Raw genomic sequence first — 14616 nt, forward strand, 5'->3', positions numbered from 1 at the left:
CTGTTCTTGTAGCGCGATGGGGCCCTCGCGCAGGTCACACCGGGTCGATGTCCGAGGCCACGGCGAGGACATGGACCTCGTCGGCCTCGTCCCGGTAGCCCACGCCGAGGGCGATCCAGCGGTCCGAGCCGGGCGGCTGCCAGAGGTCGAGGTCGTCCGTCACGATGCTCGTCGTGAACCAGGGCTCGGGTATCTCCTCGCCCCGGTCGAGCCGCACCTTGAGCGTGGCCATGCCCCAGGGCAGCTGTTGTCTTCCCCAGCGGTCGTCCAACTCCTGGCCTATGCGGCTCTTGAGGGCGTAGAAGTCCTCCACGATCGCCATGCGTGGCCCCGCGTCGCCGTCCCGCGTCCCGTGGCTCACCTCTAACGACTCGATGCGGTAACCGGGCCCCGACAGGTACACGCCCGACCCGCCGTCCGCCGCGGTCAGGTCGCGGGCGCACAGCGAGTCGATGGCGGCGAGGTACTTCGCGCTGTCCATGTGATCCAGTAAACCGGCCGCCACTGACATTTGGCGGGGCGTCAGGCGATCCGCGGGGTCAGGCGTCCCGGTGCCGCACGCTCCAGGCCCCCGCGGCCAGGGCGGCGGCCGCCCAGGCAGCCGTCACGGCGAGTCCGGTCCACGGTCCCAGAGGTCCGTCGTACGACTCGTACAGAACGATCTGGCCCGCCCGGTCCGGCATGAAGTCGGTGGCGCCGCCGGCCACGTCCCCGATCACGAACGAGACGATCAGGACGAACGGGATCAGGAGCGAGAGCGCCCCCACCCCACTGCGCAGCAGCGCCGCGAGACCGGCCGCCAGGAGCGCCATCAGGGTGAGGTAGATCCCGCAGCCGACGACACCGCGCACCTGTTCAGCGAGGCTGAGCCCACTCGCCGCGTCGCCGAGACCGGCACGTGCCACGACGAGCGCGGCGACGGCGGTGACCAGGCCGACCACGAGCGTGGGTACGGCGATGGCCGTGACCTTCGCCGCGAACCAGCGCCCGCGCCGCGGTACCGCGGCCAGGGACGTCCGGAGCCCACCCCCGTGGAACTCCGAGGACACCGCCATGGCGCCGAAGCACATGGCCGCGATCTGGCCCGGCGCGACCCCGGAGAGTGCCATGAACAGCGGGTCGGACTCGGGGTCGGAGGTCTCTGAGACACCGGCGAGCGCGGAGAACGCGGTGGTCGCGGCGAACAGGGCGAGCAGGGCGCCGAGGAGCGAGCGGAGGGTACGGATCTTCAGCCACTCGGAGTGGAGGACGGGGGCGAAGGGCATGTCAGGCCTCCTGGGGGTGTGCGGTGAACTCGGTCTCGGTGGAGGTCAGGTCGAGATAGGCCTGCTCCAGGGTGGCTTCCTCCGCGGCCAGTTCGAGGAGGGGGACGCCCGCGGCGGAGACGATGGAGCCGATCTCGTCCACGCGTGCGTGCCGCACCGTCCAGTGCCCGTCCTCGTGCTCCACGGCGTCATGACCGTGCGGGGCGAGGGCGCTCTTGAGCGCGGTGGGGTCGGTGGTGCGGATGCGGACGCCGGGCTGCACGCGTGCGTGGATGAACTCCCGCATGGGTGTGTCGGCGAGCAGGCGTCCCCGGCCCAGGACGACGAGATGGTCGGCGAAGGACGCGGTCTCGTTCATGAGGTGGCTGGAGACCAGGACCGTGCGTCCCTCGCCGGCGAGTCGGCGCAGCAGCCCACGGATCCAGATGATGCCTTCGGGGTCGAGTCCGTTCGAGGGCTCGTCGAGCAGGACCACCGGGGGGTCGCCGAGCAGGGCGGCCGCGATGCCGAGCCGCTGCCGCATGCCCAGGGAGTACGTCCGCACCCGGCGCCGGGCCACCGATGCCAGCCCCGTCGCCTCCAGCACCTCGTCGACCCGGCGGCCGGGGATGCGGTTGCTCGCGGCCAGCGTGCGCAGATGGTCGCGGCCGGTGCGGGAGCCGTGCGCGGCCTGCGCGTCGAGCAACGCACCCACATGGCGCAGGGGTTCGGCGAGAGCGGTGTAGGGACGTCCGCCGATCGTCGCCGTGCCGGAGGTGGGCCGGTCGAGGCCGAGGACGAGCCGCATGGTGGTGGACTTTCCGGCGCCGTTGGGGCCGAGGAAGCCGGTGACACGACCCGGCAGAACCCGGAAGGTGAGGTCGTCCACGGCGCGTCGGGTGCCGAACTCCTTGGTGAGGGACTGGACTTCGATGCTGGTCATGGCCACAGCCTCGCCGGTGGCGCGGGGCCGGGGCCTCCCCCGCGCGTGGAGATCGTCTCCCCCGTGCGGGGGAGGGCCGCTGTCGGTGGCGGCTGGCACGATGACGGCATGGTCCGCTTGCTGCGCCCGTTCGGCCGGGCGGTGACGTACACACGGTGGCTGCATCTGTTCATCGCCACCGTGTGGCCGGCCATGTGGATGTTCGTCGAGGAGGCGTGGTGGACCTGGCTGGTGGCGGCGGCGACACTGGCCCCGGCCGCCCTGGTGCCCGCGATGCGCACGGCGGAGGGATTGCAGGCCAGGCTGCTGCTGACGGGACATCGGCACGACAGCGAGAGCAGTGCCGTCGTCGTCGCGCCGTCCGCGTCCTGGGGCGACCGGGGCCGGCTCGCGCTGTGGCTGGAGGCGCGGCTGCTGCTCGGCTTCTCGACGGCGTGGCTCTCCGTCCAGTTGCTGATCACCACGGTGGACCTGGTGGCGTCGGCGTTCGGGCGGGACGTGGACGAAGGCGTGCTCGTCCTGCTCGACGGCCACCGGTGGTGGCACATCCTGCTCGCGCCGCTCTCCCTGGCCGCGCTGGCGGCGACCGTGGTCGGCGCGGGCCGTCTCGTCACCGCGCTCGCGCTGCGGCTGCTCGGCCCCTCGCCCGCCGACCGTTTCGCCGCTCTGGAGGAGCGCACCGAGCAACTCCTGGAGCGCACCCGCATCGCCCGCGAGCTGCACGACTCCATCGGGCACGCGCTGACCGTCGCCGTGGTCCAGGCGGGGGCGGCCCGTGCGGCGGGCGACCCCGACTTCACCGAGCGCGCCCTGAACGCCATCGAGGAGACCGGGCGGGCCGCGCTGGAGGACCTGGAGCGGGTGCTGGGCGTCCTGCGCGAGTCCGGGGGCCCGGTGAGCGGCCGTCCGACGCTGGCCGAGTCGGACCGGCTCCTGGAGTCCGCCCGCGCGTCGGGGGCGAAGGTGGACGCCGAGTTCAGCGGGCCGCTGGACACCGTGCCGGGCCCGGTCTCGCGCGAGGGCTACCGCATCCTCCAGGAGTCGCTGACCAACGTGCTGCGGCACGCGGGGGCCGTCCCGGTCCGGGTCCGCGTCGAGGTCTCGCGGGAGACACTCGCCCTCGAAGTCCGCAATCCCGCCCCGGGGGGCGTTCCCGGCCCGGGCCGGGGCAGCGGCCTGCGGGGCATACGCGAGCGCGCGGCCCTGCTCGGTGGCCGCGCGCACACCGGCCCCGACCAGGGCGACTGGCAGGTGCACGCCGAGCTGCCGTTGCGCTGATCTAGGCTGACCCGATGCCGGTCACCGTTCTCCTCGTCGACGACGAACCCCTCGTACGCGCCGGTCTGCGGGCCGTGCTGGAGGCCCAGCCCGACATCGAGGTGGTCGGTGAGGCGGCGGACGGGGCGGCGGTGATCCCCCTCGTACGGCGACTGCGGCCCGACGTGGTCGCCATGGACGTACGGATGCCGCTGCTGGACGGGATCGAGGCCACGCGCGCGGTGCTGCGGACGGTGGATCGGCCGCCGAAGATCCTCGTGGTGACGACGTTCGAGAACGACGAGTACGTGTACGAGGCGCTGCGGGCCGGTGCCGACGGGTTCCTGCTGAAGCGGGCCCGGCCGGCCGAGATCGTGCACGCGGTGCGGCTGATCGCCGAGGGCGAGTCCCTGCTGTTCCCGGCGTCCGTACGGCAGCTCGCCGCCCGGTACGGCGAGGGCGAGGGCGAGGGCAATCTGGCGGCCCGCGCGGCGATGGAGCGGGCCCGGCTGACCGACCGGGAGGCGGAGGTGCTGAGGCTGATGGCGCGCGGACTGTCGAACGCGGAGATCGCCGAGCGGCTGGTCGTCGGCACGGAGACCGTGAAGTCGCATGTGAGCGGGGTGCTGGCGAAGCTGGGGGCGCGGGATCGCACGCAGGCCGTGATCGCGGCGTACGAATCGGGGTTCGTCGCGCCGGGGTGACCACGGGTCGGGAGGGGGCTCCGCCGGGGATCGAGAGCGGGCTCCGCCGGGGTGTGCGACCCGGCCACGGACCGCGTCGCGGACGAGAAACGGCCGAGCGCCCGGCGCAACCTCGCACAGCGACCTGTACGATCCGCCCCAACACGCGCACGAGCTGGGAGGACGGACGTTGGGACGGCTGACCGGCGGGGATCCCTCGCTGCTGCGGAGGATCAACTCCGCGGTGGTGCTGCACGCGCTGCGTGCCACGGACTGTGCCACGCTCACCGAGATCACCCGGGTGACGGGCCTGTCCCGGCCGACGGTCGAGGGGGTCGTCGAAGGGCTCATCGAGGGCGGTCTGGTGGTCGAGAAGGCCGCCGACGAGAGCGTCGCCCGGCGCCAGGGGCGGCCCGCGCGACGGTTCCGGTTCCGGGCCGAGGCGGGCCATCTGCTGGGCCTGGACATCGGACCGCACCGGGTGGCCGCGCTCCTGTCCGACCTGGACGGCCGGGTGCTGGGCGCCGTGGCCAAGGACGTCGACGAGACGGCGTCCGCCGACGAACGCCTGGAGCGGCTGCGCACCGCGGTCGCCGAGCTGCTGCGCAGGGCCGGGGTCGCGCGGGACTCGCTGTGGGCCGTGGGGGTCGCCTCCCCGGGCATCGTGGAGGCGGACGGCACGATACGGCTGTGCGCCGCGCTGCCGGAGTGGACGGGCCTGCGCCTCGGCGAGCGGCTCAGCCGCTCCTTCAAGTGCCCGGTGCTGGTGGAGAACGACGCCAACGCGGCCGCGGTCGCCGAGCACTGGAAGGGCGCCGCCACCGAGTCCGACGACGTGGTGTTCGTGCTGGCCGGGCTGAGCCCGGGCGCGGGCTCGCTGATCGGCGGCCGGCTGCACCGGGGGTACGGCGGGGCGGCCGGCGAGATCGGCGCGCTGCACCTGCTGGGCCGTGAGGTCACCCCCGAGACCCTGCTGTCCACCACGGACGAACCCCTGCACCCGCTCGACGAGCAGGCGGTCGCCGAGGTCTTCGCACAGGCCCGTGAGGGCGACCAGCGGGCCCGGGCGGCCGTGGACCGGTTCATCCAGCGACTCGTCCACGACGTGGCCGCGCTCGTCCTGGCGGTCGATCCGGAACTGGTCGTGGTCGGCGGCTGGGCGACCGGGCTCGACGACGTACTGGAGCCGCTGCGGGGCGAGTTGGCCCGCTACTGTCTGCGCCCGCCGAAGGTGACCCTGTCGCTCCTCGGCGAGGCCGCCGTGGCGACCGGGGCGCTGCGCCTCGCCCTCGACCATGTGGAGGCGCAACTGTTCGCGGTGGAGGGCACGGTGACGGCCCGGCGCTGACCGGTCCGACAGGGGCGACGCATGACAGACGGCGGTGCCCCGAACCCGGTTTCGGTCCGGGTCCAGGACACCGCCGTGGCGTTCAGGAGGCCTGGCGTTCCGGTCCCTCGTGGATCTCCACCGCGCCGGAGTCGCCGAAGGTCAGCCGGCAGGTGTCCGCGCGGTAGGTGGCCACCGAGAGGGCGGCGGTGCGGCCCCCGGCCAGATAGCGCGTGGTGACGACGAGGACCGGGGCGCCGGGCAGGCGGTCGAGTTCCTTGGCGTCGTCCGCGCGAGCCGAGCCGAGTTCGACGGCGTTCTCCCGGCTGTCCAGCTCCAGGCGCTGGAGTTCGCGCAGCACGGCACGCGCGCGTGCGGCGCCCGAGGGCGTGCCGATGGCGGAGAGCTCCGGCACCGAGGTCTCGGGGACGTAGAGCAGTTCGGCGGCGACGGGCTGACCGTGGGTCACCCGGGAGCGGCGGACGATGTGCACCGGCTGCTCGCGGCCGGTCTCCAGGGCGTCGGCGACGGCGGCGGGCGGCACCGCCACGGCGCAGTCGACGGTCTGCCAGTCGTCACCGGCCGACCCGGGCCACGCCTGCTGCTCGGTGCCGACGGCCACGCCCACGCGGGGCGGCGCGACGGTCGTACCGACACCTCGGCGGCGCTGGAGCCTGCCCTCCAGCTCCAGTTGCTCCAGGGCCTGTCGGAGCGTGGCGCGGGCGACGCCGAAGCGGGCGGCGAGGTCGCGCTCGTTGGGCAGGATCTCGCCCACGGAGAATTCGGAGTCCAGTGCCTCACTGAGCACGGTCTTGAGGTGCCAGTACTTCGGTTCCGGCACCGTTTCGAGCTGCGTGGTCCCCACCCTTGCCTCCGCAATCGCCGTGGTCCGGCGGCGTTTTAGCGCCCTTGTTTATTAAAGGTTGTTGCACTTCTCTGCGACCATAGGGCGGCCCCCACCCTTGGTCAAGACCAATCCTCGATCCTCGGAGCAACTCCCGGGCACGTTGCCGTGAACGTTCACGCGGCGTTCGTGCTCGACCGTGCGCGCAACACGACGGCAAGGCCCCCGTCATGAACGGGGGCCCGGTCGCATGCGGAATGTCAGAGGTTCAGCAGGGAGCGCAGCTTGTCGGGGTTGCGCATGATGTAAACGGACTGGATGCGACCGTCGACGATGTCGAGCTGGAACACCGAGTCGGGCTTGCCGCCGGACAGGGCGAGTGCGGCCGGTCCTCCGTTGAGCTCCAGGAAGCGCCAGGTGAGGTCCTGGGCGCCCTTCTCGGCGACGCCGACGATGAAGCGGCCCACGTGGTCCGCGGACTCCAGCACCCGCAGGGGCGCCTTGGTCTTGCCGCCGCTGTCCCCGACGAGCCGCACGTCCGGCGCCAGCAGCGACATCAGGGCCTCCAGGTCGCCGCCGCCCGCCGCGACGAGGAAACGCTCCGTCAGATCCCGGCGCCGGGCCGGGTCGACCTCGTAGCGCGGCCGTCGCTCGTCGACGTGCTTGCGGGCCCGCCCGGCGAGCTGGCGCACGGCCGGTTCGCCGCGGTCGAGCATGGCGGCGATCTCGGCGTAGGGGTAGCCGAAGGCCTCGCGCAGGACGAACACCGCCCGCTCCAGCGGTGAGAGCGACTCCAGCACGACCATGACGGCGAGGGAGACCGAGTCCGCGAGGACGGCCTGCTCGGCGGTGTCGGGCACGGTGTCCCCGAAGTCGGTGACGTACGGCTCGGGCAGCCACGGGCCGACGTACGTCTCCCCCCGCGCCTTGACCTGCCGCAGCCGGTCGATCGCGAGGCGCGTGGTGACGCGGACCAGATAGGCGCGCGGTTCGCGCACCTCGCTGCGGTCCGCGGCCGACCAGCGCAGCCAGGCGTCCTGCACCACGTCCTCGGCGTCGCTGACGCGTCCGAGCATGCGGTAGGCGACGCCCTGGAGCACGGGACGGTGTTCTTCGAATACGTCGGTCTCGGTGTCGGTGGCCACCGGTTCATCCCAACCCACGCGCCGGTTCGTGTCCAGGCGATATCGAAGCGGCGCCCCGACGGGTCTACCCGCGAGTAGCAATTGCTGACAAGCTGTCTACGGCCTGACCGCCATGCGGGTCGGCCCAGCCCGTGATGCGTATCCGCCTCGCCCGTGAGTCACCGTCAAGGAGCCTTCATGTCCGCCACCGTCTCCTTCAAGGTCCCCTCCCCCGAGGGGCCGCAGCCCGTGACCGTCTCGTACGCGCGCGTGGGCCGCGGTGAGCCGCTGCTCCTGCTGCACGGCATCGGTCACCACCGGCAGGCCTGGGACCCGGTGGTGGACATCCTGGCCACCGAGCGGGACGTGATCGCCGTGGACCTGCCCGGCTTCGGCGCCTCACCGGGGCTGCCCGAGGGGCTCGCCTACGACCTGGCCACGACCACCTCCGTGTTCGGGGCATTCTGCGAGGCTCTGGAACTGAACCGGCCGCATGTGGCGGGCAACTCCCTGGGCGGGCTGCTGGCCCTGGAACTGGGTCGCGAGAAGCTCGTACGGTCCGTCACCGCGCTGTCCCCCGCGGGGTTCTGGTCGCAGGCCGAGCGGCGGTACGCGTTCGGCGTCCTGCTCACGATGCGGCAGATCGCCCGCCGGATGCCGCTGCCGCTGGTCGAGCGGCTGTCGCGCAGCGCGGCCGGTCGCACGATGCTGACGAGCACGATCTACGCACGCCCGGGCCTGCGCGCCCCCGAGGCGGTGGTCGCCGAGACACTCGCCCTCGTGCGGGCCACGGGCTTCGACGAGACGCTCAGGTCCGGTACCGCGGTCCAGTTCACCGACGACGTGCCCGGACTGCCGGTGACCGTGGCCTGGGGCACCAGGGACATGCTGCTCGTGCGCCGCCAGGGCGTGCGGGCCAAGCGGATCATCCCCAAGGCCCGGCTCGTCCGGCTGCCCGGCTGCGGCCACTGCCCGATGAACGACGACCCGGCCCTGGTCGCGCGCGTCATCCTGGACGGCAGCCGCTGAGCTCACCGGGACACCGGGCATGACAGCGGCATCTCGCACCAGGGTTCACCTGTTCCCGCGGTCAGCTGTTCACCCGTGGTTTCCGTATGCGCTGCGGCGCCCCAGTAGTTGTGGCAGCGCACACTGGCCGGATCCCGTCCCTGGAGGCGCCTCCATGTCACACCGTCCGCTCCCCGGACGCCGCAGCGTTCTGCGCGGCTCCCTCGCCGCGTCGGCGGCCCTCACCCTGCCCGCTGCGGCCGGAGCCGCCCCGGCCTTCGCGCTCTCCGGTCGCCCCGGAGCGGGCTGGGGCGTGCAGACCGGAGACGTGACCTCCGACTCCGGTCTGGTGTGGGTGCGTTCCGACCGCCCGGCCCGGATGATCGTGGAGACGTCCGCGACCGAGTCGTTCCGCAATCCGCGCCGGTGGCACGGCCCGCTCCTCGGCGCGGACACCGACTTCACCGGTACGACCCGGCTGCACGGGCTGCCGTCGGGCGAGCAGATCCACTACCGGGTGCTGCTGGCCGACCCGGACGACCCCCGCCGCACCGGAGAGCCGGTCGCGGGCACCTTCCGCACGGTGTCCGGCAAGCGCAGGGACGGGGTGCGCTTCCTCTGGTCCGGTGACCTCGCGGGACAGGGCTGGGGCATCAACCCCGACTTCGGCGGCTACACCATCTACCGGGCCATGGCGAAGCTCGACCCCGACTTCTTCCTGTGCAGCGGCGACAACATCTACGCCGACGGCCCGATCTCGGCGACCGCCGCCCTGCCGGACGGCAGCACCTGGCGGAACATCACCACCGAGGAGAAGTCCAAGGTCGCCGAGACCCTGGCGGAGTTCCGCGGAAACTTCCGCTACAACCTGCTGGACACCCATCTCCGGTCCTTCAACGCCCAGGTGCCGTCCATCATCCAGTGGGACGACCACGAGGTCCGCAACAACTGGTACCCGGGCGAGACGATCCTGGACTCCGACACCCGCTACACCGAGAAGCGGGTCGACGTACTGGCGGGCCGGGCCCGGCGCGCGTTCAGCGAGTACTTCCCGGTCTCCACGCTCCGCCCGGGCGCGCGGGAGGGCCGGGTCCACCGGGTGCTGCACCAGGGCCCGCTGCTGGACGTGTTCGTGCTGGACATGCGGACGTACCGCAACGCCAACTCGCCCGACGACCAGACCGTGGACCCGCAGGGCATCCTCGGCCGGGAGCAGCTGGAGTGGCTCAAGCGTGAGCTGTCGTGCTCGCGGGCGGTGTGGAAGGTGATCGCCGCCGACATGCCGCTCGGCCTGGTCGTGCCCGACACCACGGAGGGCAAGCCGAACATCGAGGCGGTGGCGCAGGGCGACCCGGGTGCGCCGCTCGGGCGCGAGCTCCAGATCGCGGAGCTGCTGCGGTACATCAAGCACCGCCGGATCACCGGCACGGTGTGGCTGACCGCGGACGTGCACCACACCTCGGCCCAGCACTACCAGCCCTCGCGGGCCGCGTTCACGGACTTCGAGCCGTTCTGGGAGTTCGTCTCGGGCCCGCTGAACGCGGGCGCCTTCCCGGCCAGCGCGCTCGACGGCACCTTCGGCCCGGAGCGGGTGTTCGTGAAGGCGCCGACCGCCTCCAACGTCTCCCCCGCCGGCGGCTACCAGTTCTTCGGCGAGGTCGACATCGACGGCCACAGCGGCGAACTGACGGTACGGCTGCGCGAGGCGGACGGCACGGTGCTGTTCACGCAGGTGCTCCAGCCGGGCCGGGTGGGCCAGTAACTCCCGTACCCTCGAAGCCGGGCCGCGCACCGGCGTCATCCCCCGGCGCGCGGCCCGCGAACTCCCGGGCGGACACGGTGTCTTCGCAGCTCAGGGCCGATTGTCAGTGGTCGCCTCTACGGTTTTTCCATGACGCGATCTTTGCAGGCCGTGGCCTACCGCCGACCCTCCGCACTGGAGTCCGCGGCAGGCGGACAGCGCCTCGGGCTGGAGACCTCCCGGGGCGCGACGCCCGTCGGCCCGATGGACCATCCACGTTTCTTCGCGGGCTTCCTGACGTCTCCTCAGGCGGCCTCGGCGGCACTGCTCGCGGTCGCGGACGTGGCGGCGGCCCGGTACTACCAGAGGCAGCTGTCCGCCTCCCTGGACCCGGTGGTGACGGGCAACGGCGACCGGCTGCGCTTCGAGTCCTTCTCCGGCTGCGGCGGGGTCCACGCCCGGCTGGACGTGCTGACGCCGGGCCTGGACGGCGGCGAGGTGGGACACGGCACGACCAACGTGGACGTCAACAACCCGCTGCGTGAGGCACTGTCCAGGATCGGCGCCGGCGATCCGCTGCATCTGCGAGTCGGACCCGAGGAGTTGGCGGTGACCACGCTGGACGGCCCGGTCGTGGAGAAGAAGGTGCCGCTCCCGGACCGCTGGCTGCGCGGCTTCGCGGAGGCCCAGGTGATCGCGGCCGGCTTCGACCTGCGCGCCGAACTGTCCGCGGCGGAGGCGGTCCGGTTCCTGCGCGCTCTGCCGCGCGGTGGGGAGCGGGGATCAGTGGGTGGCCCGCGGTGGGTGGTGCCCGTCGGACGCGGTCTCAGGCCCACGACCAGGGCGGTGCCCGGGGCGGTGTGCCTGCCCGGTCCGGAGCGGCTGGTCGCGCTCCGGCGGGTGCTGCGGCATGCGACCTCGCTCCGGGTGTACGGCCCCGCTGTCGCGTCGGCCGCGGGGGCACCGGTGGCGAGCGCCTGGGAGATCGTGCTGCCCGGCATGCGGCTGACGCTCACCCTGTCGCCCGACGCCTCACGCGGTTTCTCGGGCGAGGGCGGTGTCCTCGACGCCCTCGCCACCGAGGAGGCCGCCGGGGACGCAGAGTTGATCTCGGTGCTCCTCGCCTGGGAACCTCGCATCGACGTGACCGACCTCGCCGCGGCCGCCGGCCTCACCCCCGAGCGGGTCCGGGCCGCCCTGATCCACCTGGGTACCTCGGGGCGCGTCGGGTACGACACCGCGGAGGCGGCTTACTTCCACCGCGAACTGCCGTACGACGCCGGGCGCGTCGAGCGCCACAACCCCCGGTTGCGCTCGGCTCGGACGCTGCTCCTCGCGGGAGCGGTGACTCTGGACGGCTCCGTGGCGACGGTGACCGCGGAGGACGGACATGTGCACCGGGTCCGCGAGGCGGCGGGCGCGCTCAGTTGCAGCTGCCTGTGGTGGGCGAAGTACCGGGGCGGACGGGGACCGTGCAAGCACGCGCTGGCGGTGCGAATGGCTCGCCGGAGTGGGTCGGTGGAGCCGGGCACCGTAGGACAGGCCTCGGTGGAGCCGGTAGCGGGATCGGCCCCGGCCGGGCGGGACGTGGCAGTGGTCGACGGGGGTGTGCGATGAGTGCCCTGACGGACGCGGTACGGGCGGGGCGGACCTCAGAGGTCGTGGGGCTGCTCGACGGGATGACGGCTGCCGAACGACGCGCGGAACTGCCCGAGTTGAAGGCGCTCCGCAAGGAGCTCCGGGCCGACCGGTGGAGTTCCGAGGCCACTCGCGCCCACCCGGCCCTCCACGCCGCGGGCGCCGTCTGTCAGACCGGTGCGGCGGCAGTGGCGAGTTGGCTCGCGGGCACCGACATGCGCTGGTCCCAGTCGTCCCCGGAACTGCTCCTCCATCTGCTGGGCGATCGCGACCCGGACTGGCTTGCGGACGTGGCACACCGTCTCGCCGAGCGCCCGACCGGCACCAACGTCCCCTACGAGCTGATGGCCGGCCTGGTCCGGCTCTCCGGCTGCCCGGTGCCGACCACAGAGGCGTACGTCCAGGGCTGGGTGTGGCACTTGGGCGGCACCTGGCGGGAGGGGGACACTCTGGTCGAGCGGCTCCGCAAGGAGCCCCATCTGGCCGCGCTCGTGCCCGCGATGTTCGAGACGAACGAGGTCGGCAGCTCCCTGTGGTGGCTCGGCTCGGAGGGGCCCGACAGCTGGCCTGGGGCGCTCTCGCAGCTCGCCGAGGAGAGGGTTCTGGAGCGGAAGACACTGATCGACGTGTGTGTGGCCCGGCTCCTGCGTGGCGGGCAGACCAACGGCCTGCGGGTGTGCCTGCGTCTGCTCAAGGCCCTGGCACTCACCCGGGAGGAGCAGCGGGAGCGCACGGCCGATTGGCTGGCCCTGGCCTCCGACTCGCTGTCGTTGGTGGCCTCGCACGCGCAGTCGGTACTGGCTGCACTGGTCCTGGACGGCGACCTGCTTCCCCGGCAGCTTGCCGAGATGTCCGAGGCGGTGCTGTTCCGCACCGAGAAGAAGCTCGTCCGAGCGCAACTGACACTCCTCGGCAAGGTATTGGCGCGCGAGCCGTCCGCTGCTGATCTTCTGCTGCCCGCCGCCGCACAGGCCTTCGGGCACCGGGACCCGGATGTACAGGAGCGCGCGCTCAAGCTGGTGGAGCGCCATGCCGGGAAGGTCGCCGCCCCGGAGGCACGGGATGAACTGGTGGCGTCGGCTGAACAGCTGATCCCGTCGCTGCGCTCCCGTGCGGCAGAGGCGCTCGGCGCGACGGCACCGGCTCCTGAGCCGCTCGTGCATGAGGAGGTGCTGCCGCCGGCCCCGGAACCGATCCGCCTCCCCCTCGCCCCCGAGTCGGCCACCGAACTCGCCGAGGAGATCAGCGCCCTGCTGGAGTCGGCCGACGACGTGGCCGCCTTCGAAGGTGCGCTGGACGGGATCGTCCGTCAGGCCCACGTGAACCGGGAAGCACTGCTGGAGGCCCTGGACCCCGTGGCCGGGCGCTGCTGGTGGGACCAGCGGCCGAAGCCCGGTGACCTGTCTCAGGCCGACCAGCACTTCAGCACGCACCACGGTCTGGCCGACCCGTCCGATGCCCTCGCCCTGATCCTGGCCACGTTCCGGGGCAGGGTGGGCACAGCCACGCTCCAGGCATCCTTGCAGCGGTGGACGGTGAGTACCGGCTGTGTGCACGGCCCACTGGCGTGCGCCTTCGAAGCCCGGGTCTGGGAGATCGCGCACCGTCTGCGCACCGACCCCTTGCCGTTCCTGCTCTCCACGCCCACCTGGAGCACCGGTCTGCTGGACCCGGACGAACTGGTCGAGCGCCTCGACGCATACAAGAGTTCGGGCGTCCGGGTAGCCGAGTGCGACTTCGCACAGGCGTTGCTCCGGGTAGGGCGCGAGGACCGGCCGGCCGCCGAAGCCGCCGCTGGGCGGGCGAGGGCACTCGGTACCGCGGAAGGCACCCGGCTGGCCCAGTGGCTCACTGCGGGAGACCCCGCCCTGCCGCTGGACCGGCAGCGGACCTCGGACACACGCGTCCTGCTCGAGTTCGGAGAGGTCGAGGAGCTTCAGGCGGACTTCCCGCAGGAGTTCCGGCATCTGGGCCGTCGTGTGGCGGCACCTCGAAAGGGCTGGTGCTACCGGCACTGGAACATCGGACTGCGTCGCCACTGGCTGGCCGTGCTCCCCGAGCGCCGCGAGCTGGTGGCCGTACGGATACTGCGCGACCTCTCCGCCGTCGCCCTGGACGACGAGAAAGGTGCCGCCGAGATACTCCCCCCTCTTGCGGAGTCCGGCGGCGAGGCGGGCGAGGCCGTCCACCTGTGTCTTGCCTACGGGCTCGGGGCGCGACACGAACAAGACCGGCTAGGGGCGGTGGATGCCCTTCTGGTGCTCGCGGCACGCGGACAGCTCGACGCGGACAGGCTGGGCGCCGACCTCGGACAACTGGTGCGGCGCGGGGCCGTGAAACCGACGCGGCTCGCCGAATCCGCCCGGACAGCGGCCGCGACGGGGGCCGAAGTCACGGTCTGGCGGGTGCTGCGACACGCCCTTCCCATCCTGCTGGCCGACCTCGCGGGCGCCGCCGCACCGGGTTCCAGCGGATCCACGGCCGTCGCCCGCGGGCTGGGAGAACTGCTGGGCGTGGCCGCGGAGTGCGTGGAGCGGTCGGGGGCACGCGGTGAACTCCCGCACCTGGCGCGGGCGGCCGACCGGCGCGGCGCCTCCCGGCTGGTGTCCCAGGCCCGTCGACTGCGCGACGCGCTGAACAGGGAGGCGGCTGCATGACGTAGTAGGGGGTGCCGGAGCGCCTCCCGATGTCATCGGTTTCCGGCGGCCCCCATCACTACTGAACAGTTGAAAAGGGAATAAAAGGTGCGGAACCACACTTAACCGATCAGTCACAATGCGTTCGTGATCACGCAACACCGCTCCTTC

Annotated in this window: 12 protein-coding genes; 7 read left to right on the plus strand and 5 right to left on the minus strand. The window is 72.6% G+C overall.

The features are described from left to right. Window positions 1-34: 34 nt before the first annotated feature. The 3 genes from AQJ54_RS25270 to AQJ54_RS25280 are packed head-to-tail and all read right to left on the minus strand — an operon-like array spanning window position 35 to window position 2187. Window positions 35-481 carry a hypothetical protein gene (locus AQJ54_RS25270; RefSeq protein ID WP_062241155.1) on the minus strand — a complete coding sequence of 149 codons (447 nt, stop codon included), beginning with the start codon at window positions 479-481 and terminating at the stop codon, window positions 35-37. A gap of 58 nt (window positions 482-539) precedes the next feature. Continuing rightward, the gene (locus AQJ54_RS25275; RefSeq protein WP_062241157.1) at window positions 540-1265 is read right to left on the minus strand and encodes an ABC transporter permease; all 726 of its coding nucleotides are present in this window, start codon (window positions 1263-1265) and stop codon (window positions 540-542) included. 1 nt (window position 1266) lies between these two features. Further along, entirely contained in the window at window positions 1267-2187 is a 921-nt protein-coding gene (locus AQJ54_RS25280) for an ABC transporter ATP-binding protein (RefSeq protein ID WP_062241159.1), read from the minus strand. 108 nt (window positions 2188-2295) lie between these two features. On the opposite strand from AQJ54_RS25280, the gene AQJ54_RS25285 reads away from it, so the two are divergent. The 3 genes from AQJ54_RS25285 to AQJ54_RS25295 all read left to right on the plus strand — a co-directional run bounded on the left by AQJ54_RS25285 (window position 2296) and on the right by AQJ54_RS25295 (window position 5475). Beyond that, complete coding sequence (locus AQJ54_RS25285) at window positions 2296-3465, plus strand: sensor histidine kinase (protein WP_062241161.1); 1170 nt, start codon at window positions 2296-2298, stop codon at window positions 3463-3465. Window positions 3466-3479: 14 nt separating this feature from the next. Continuing rightward, on the plus strand, window positions 3480-4148 hold the full coding sequence (locus tag AQJ54_RS25290) for a response regulator transcription factor (protein ID WP_062241163.1): 669 nt from the start codon (window positions 3480-3482) through the stop codon (window positions 4146-4148). Between the two features lie 169 nt (window positions 4149-4317). Next, the gene (locus AQJ54_RS25295; RefSeq protein WP_062026194.1) at window positions 4318-5475 is read left to right on the plus strand and encodes an ROK family transcriptional regulator; all 1158 of its coding nucleotides are present in this window, start codon (window positions 4318-4320) and stop codon (window positions 5473-5475) included. 82 nt (window positions 5476-5557) lie between these two features. Here AQJ54_RS25295 and AQJ54_RS25300 read toward each other — a convergent pair whose 3' ends face one another. Then, on the minus strand, window positions 5558-6319 hold the full coding sequence (locus tag AQJ54_RS25300; RefSeq protein WP_062241165.1) for a GntR family transcriptional regulator: 762 nt from the start codon (window positions 6317-6319) through the stop codon (window positions 5558-5560). A gap of 239 nt (window positions 6320-6558) precedes the next feature. Continuing rightward, the gene (locus AQJ54_RS25305; RefSeq protein ID WP_062026192.1) at window positions 6559-7443 is read right to left on the minus strand and encodes an RNA polymerase sigma-70 factor; all 885 of its coding nucleotides are present in this window, start codon (window positions 7441-7443) and stop codon (window positions 6559-6561) included. 177 nt (window positions 7444-7620) lie between these two features. On the opposite strand from AQJ54_RS25305, the gene AQJ54_RS25310 reads away from it, so the two are divergent. From AQJ54_RS25310 to AQJ54_RS25325, 4 genes are all read left to right on the plus strand, one after another. Next, a complete protein-coding gene (locus AQJ54_RS25310; protein ID WP_062026191.1) occupies window positions 7621-8451 on the plus strand; it encodes an alpha/beta fold hydrolase in 831 nt (276 codons plus the stop codon). Between the two features lie 154 nt (window positions 8452-8605). Continuing rightward, a complete protein-coding gene (locus AQJ54_RS25315) occupies window positions 8606-10192 on the plus strand; it encodes an alkaline phosphatase D family protein (RefSeq protein ID WP_062241167.1) in 1587 nt (528 codons plus the stop codon). Between the two features lie 129 nt (window positions 10193-10321). Beyond that, the gene (locus tag AQJ54_RS25320; protein WP_079070008.1) at window positions 10322-11788 is read left to right on the plus strand and encodes an SWIM zinc finger family protein; all 1467 of its coding nucleotides are present in this window, start codon (window positions 10322-10324) and stop codon (window positions 11786-11788) included. Beyond that, window positions 11785-14466, plus strand: coding sequence for a DUF7824 domain-containing protein (locus AQJ54_RS25325; protein WP_062241171.1), 2682 nt, complete (start codon window positions 11785-11787; stop codon window positions 14464-14466). Before AQJ54_RS25320 ends, AQJ54_RS25325 begins: the two co-directional genes overlap by 4 nt. The last annotated feature ends 150 nt before the right edge of the window (window positions 14467-14616 follow it).

Source organism: Streptomyces griseorubiginosus, from assembly GCF_001514195.1.
In the GTDB taxonomy this organism is placed as follows: Bacteria; Actinomycetota; Actinomycetes; order Streptomycetales; family Streptomycetaceae; genus Streptomyces; species Streptomyces griseorubiginosus.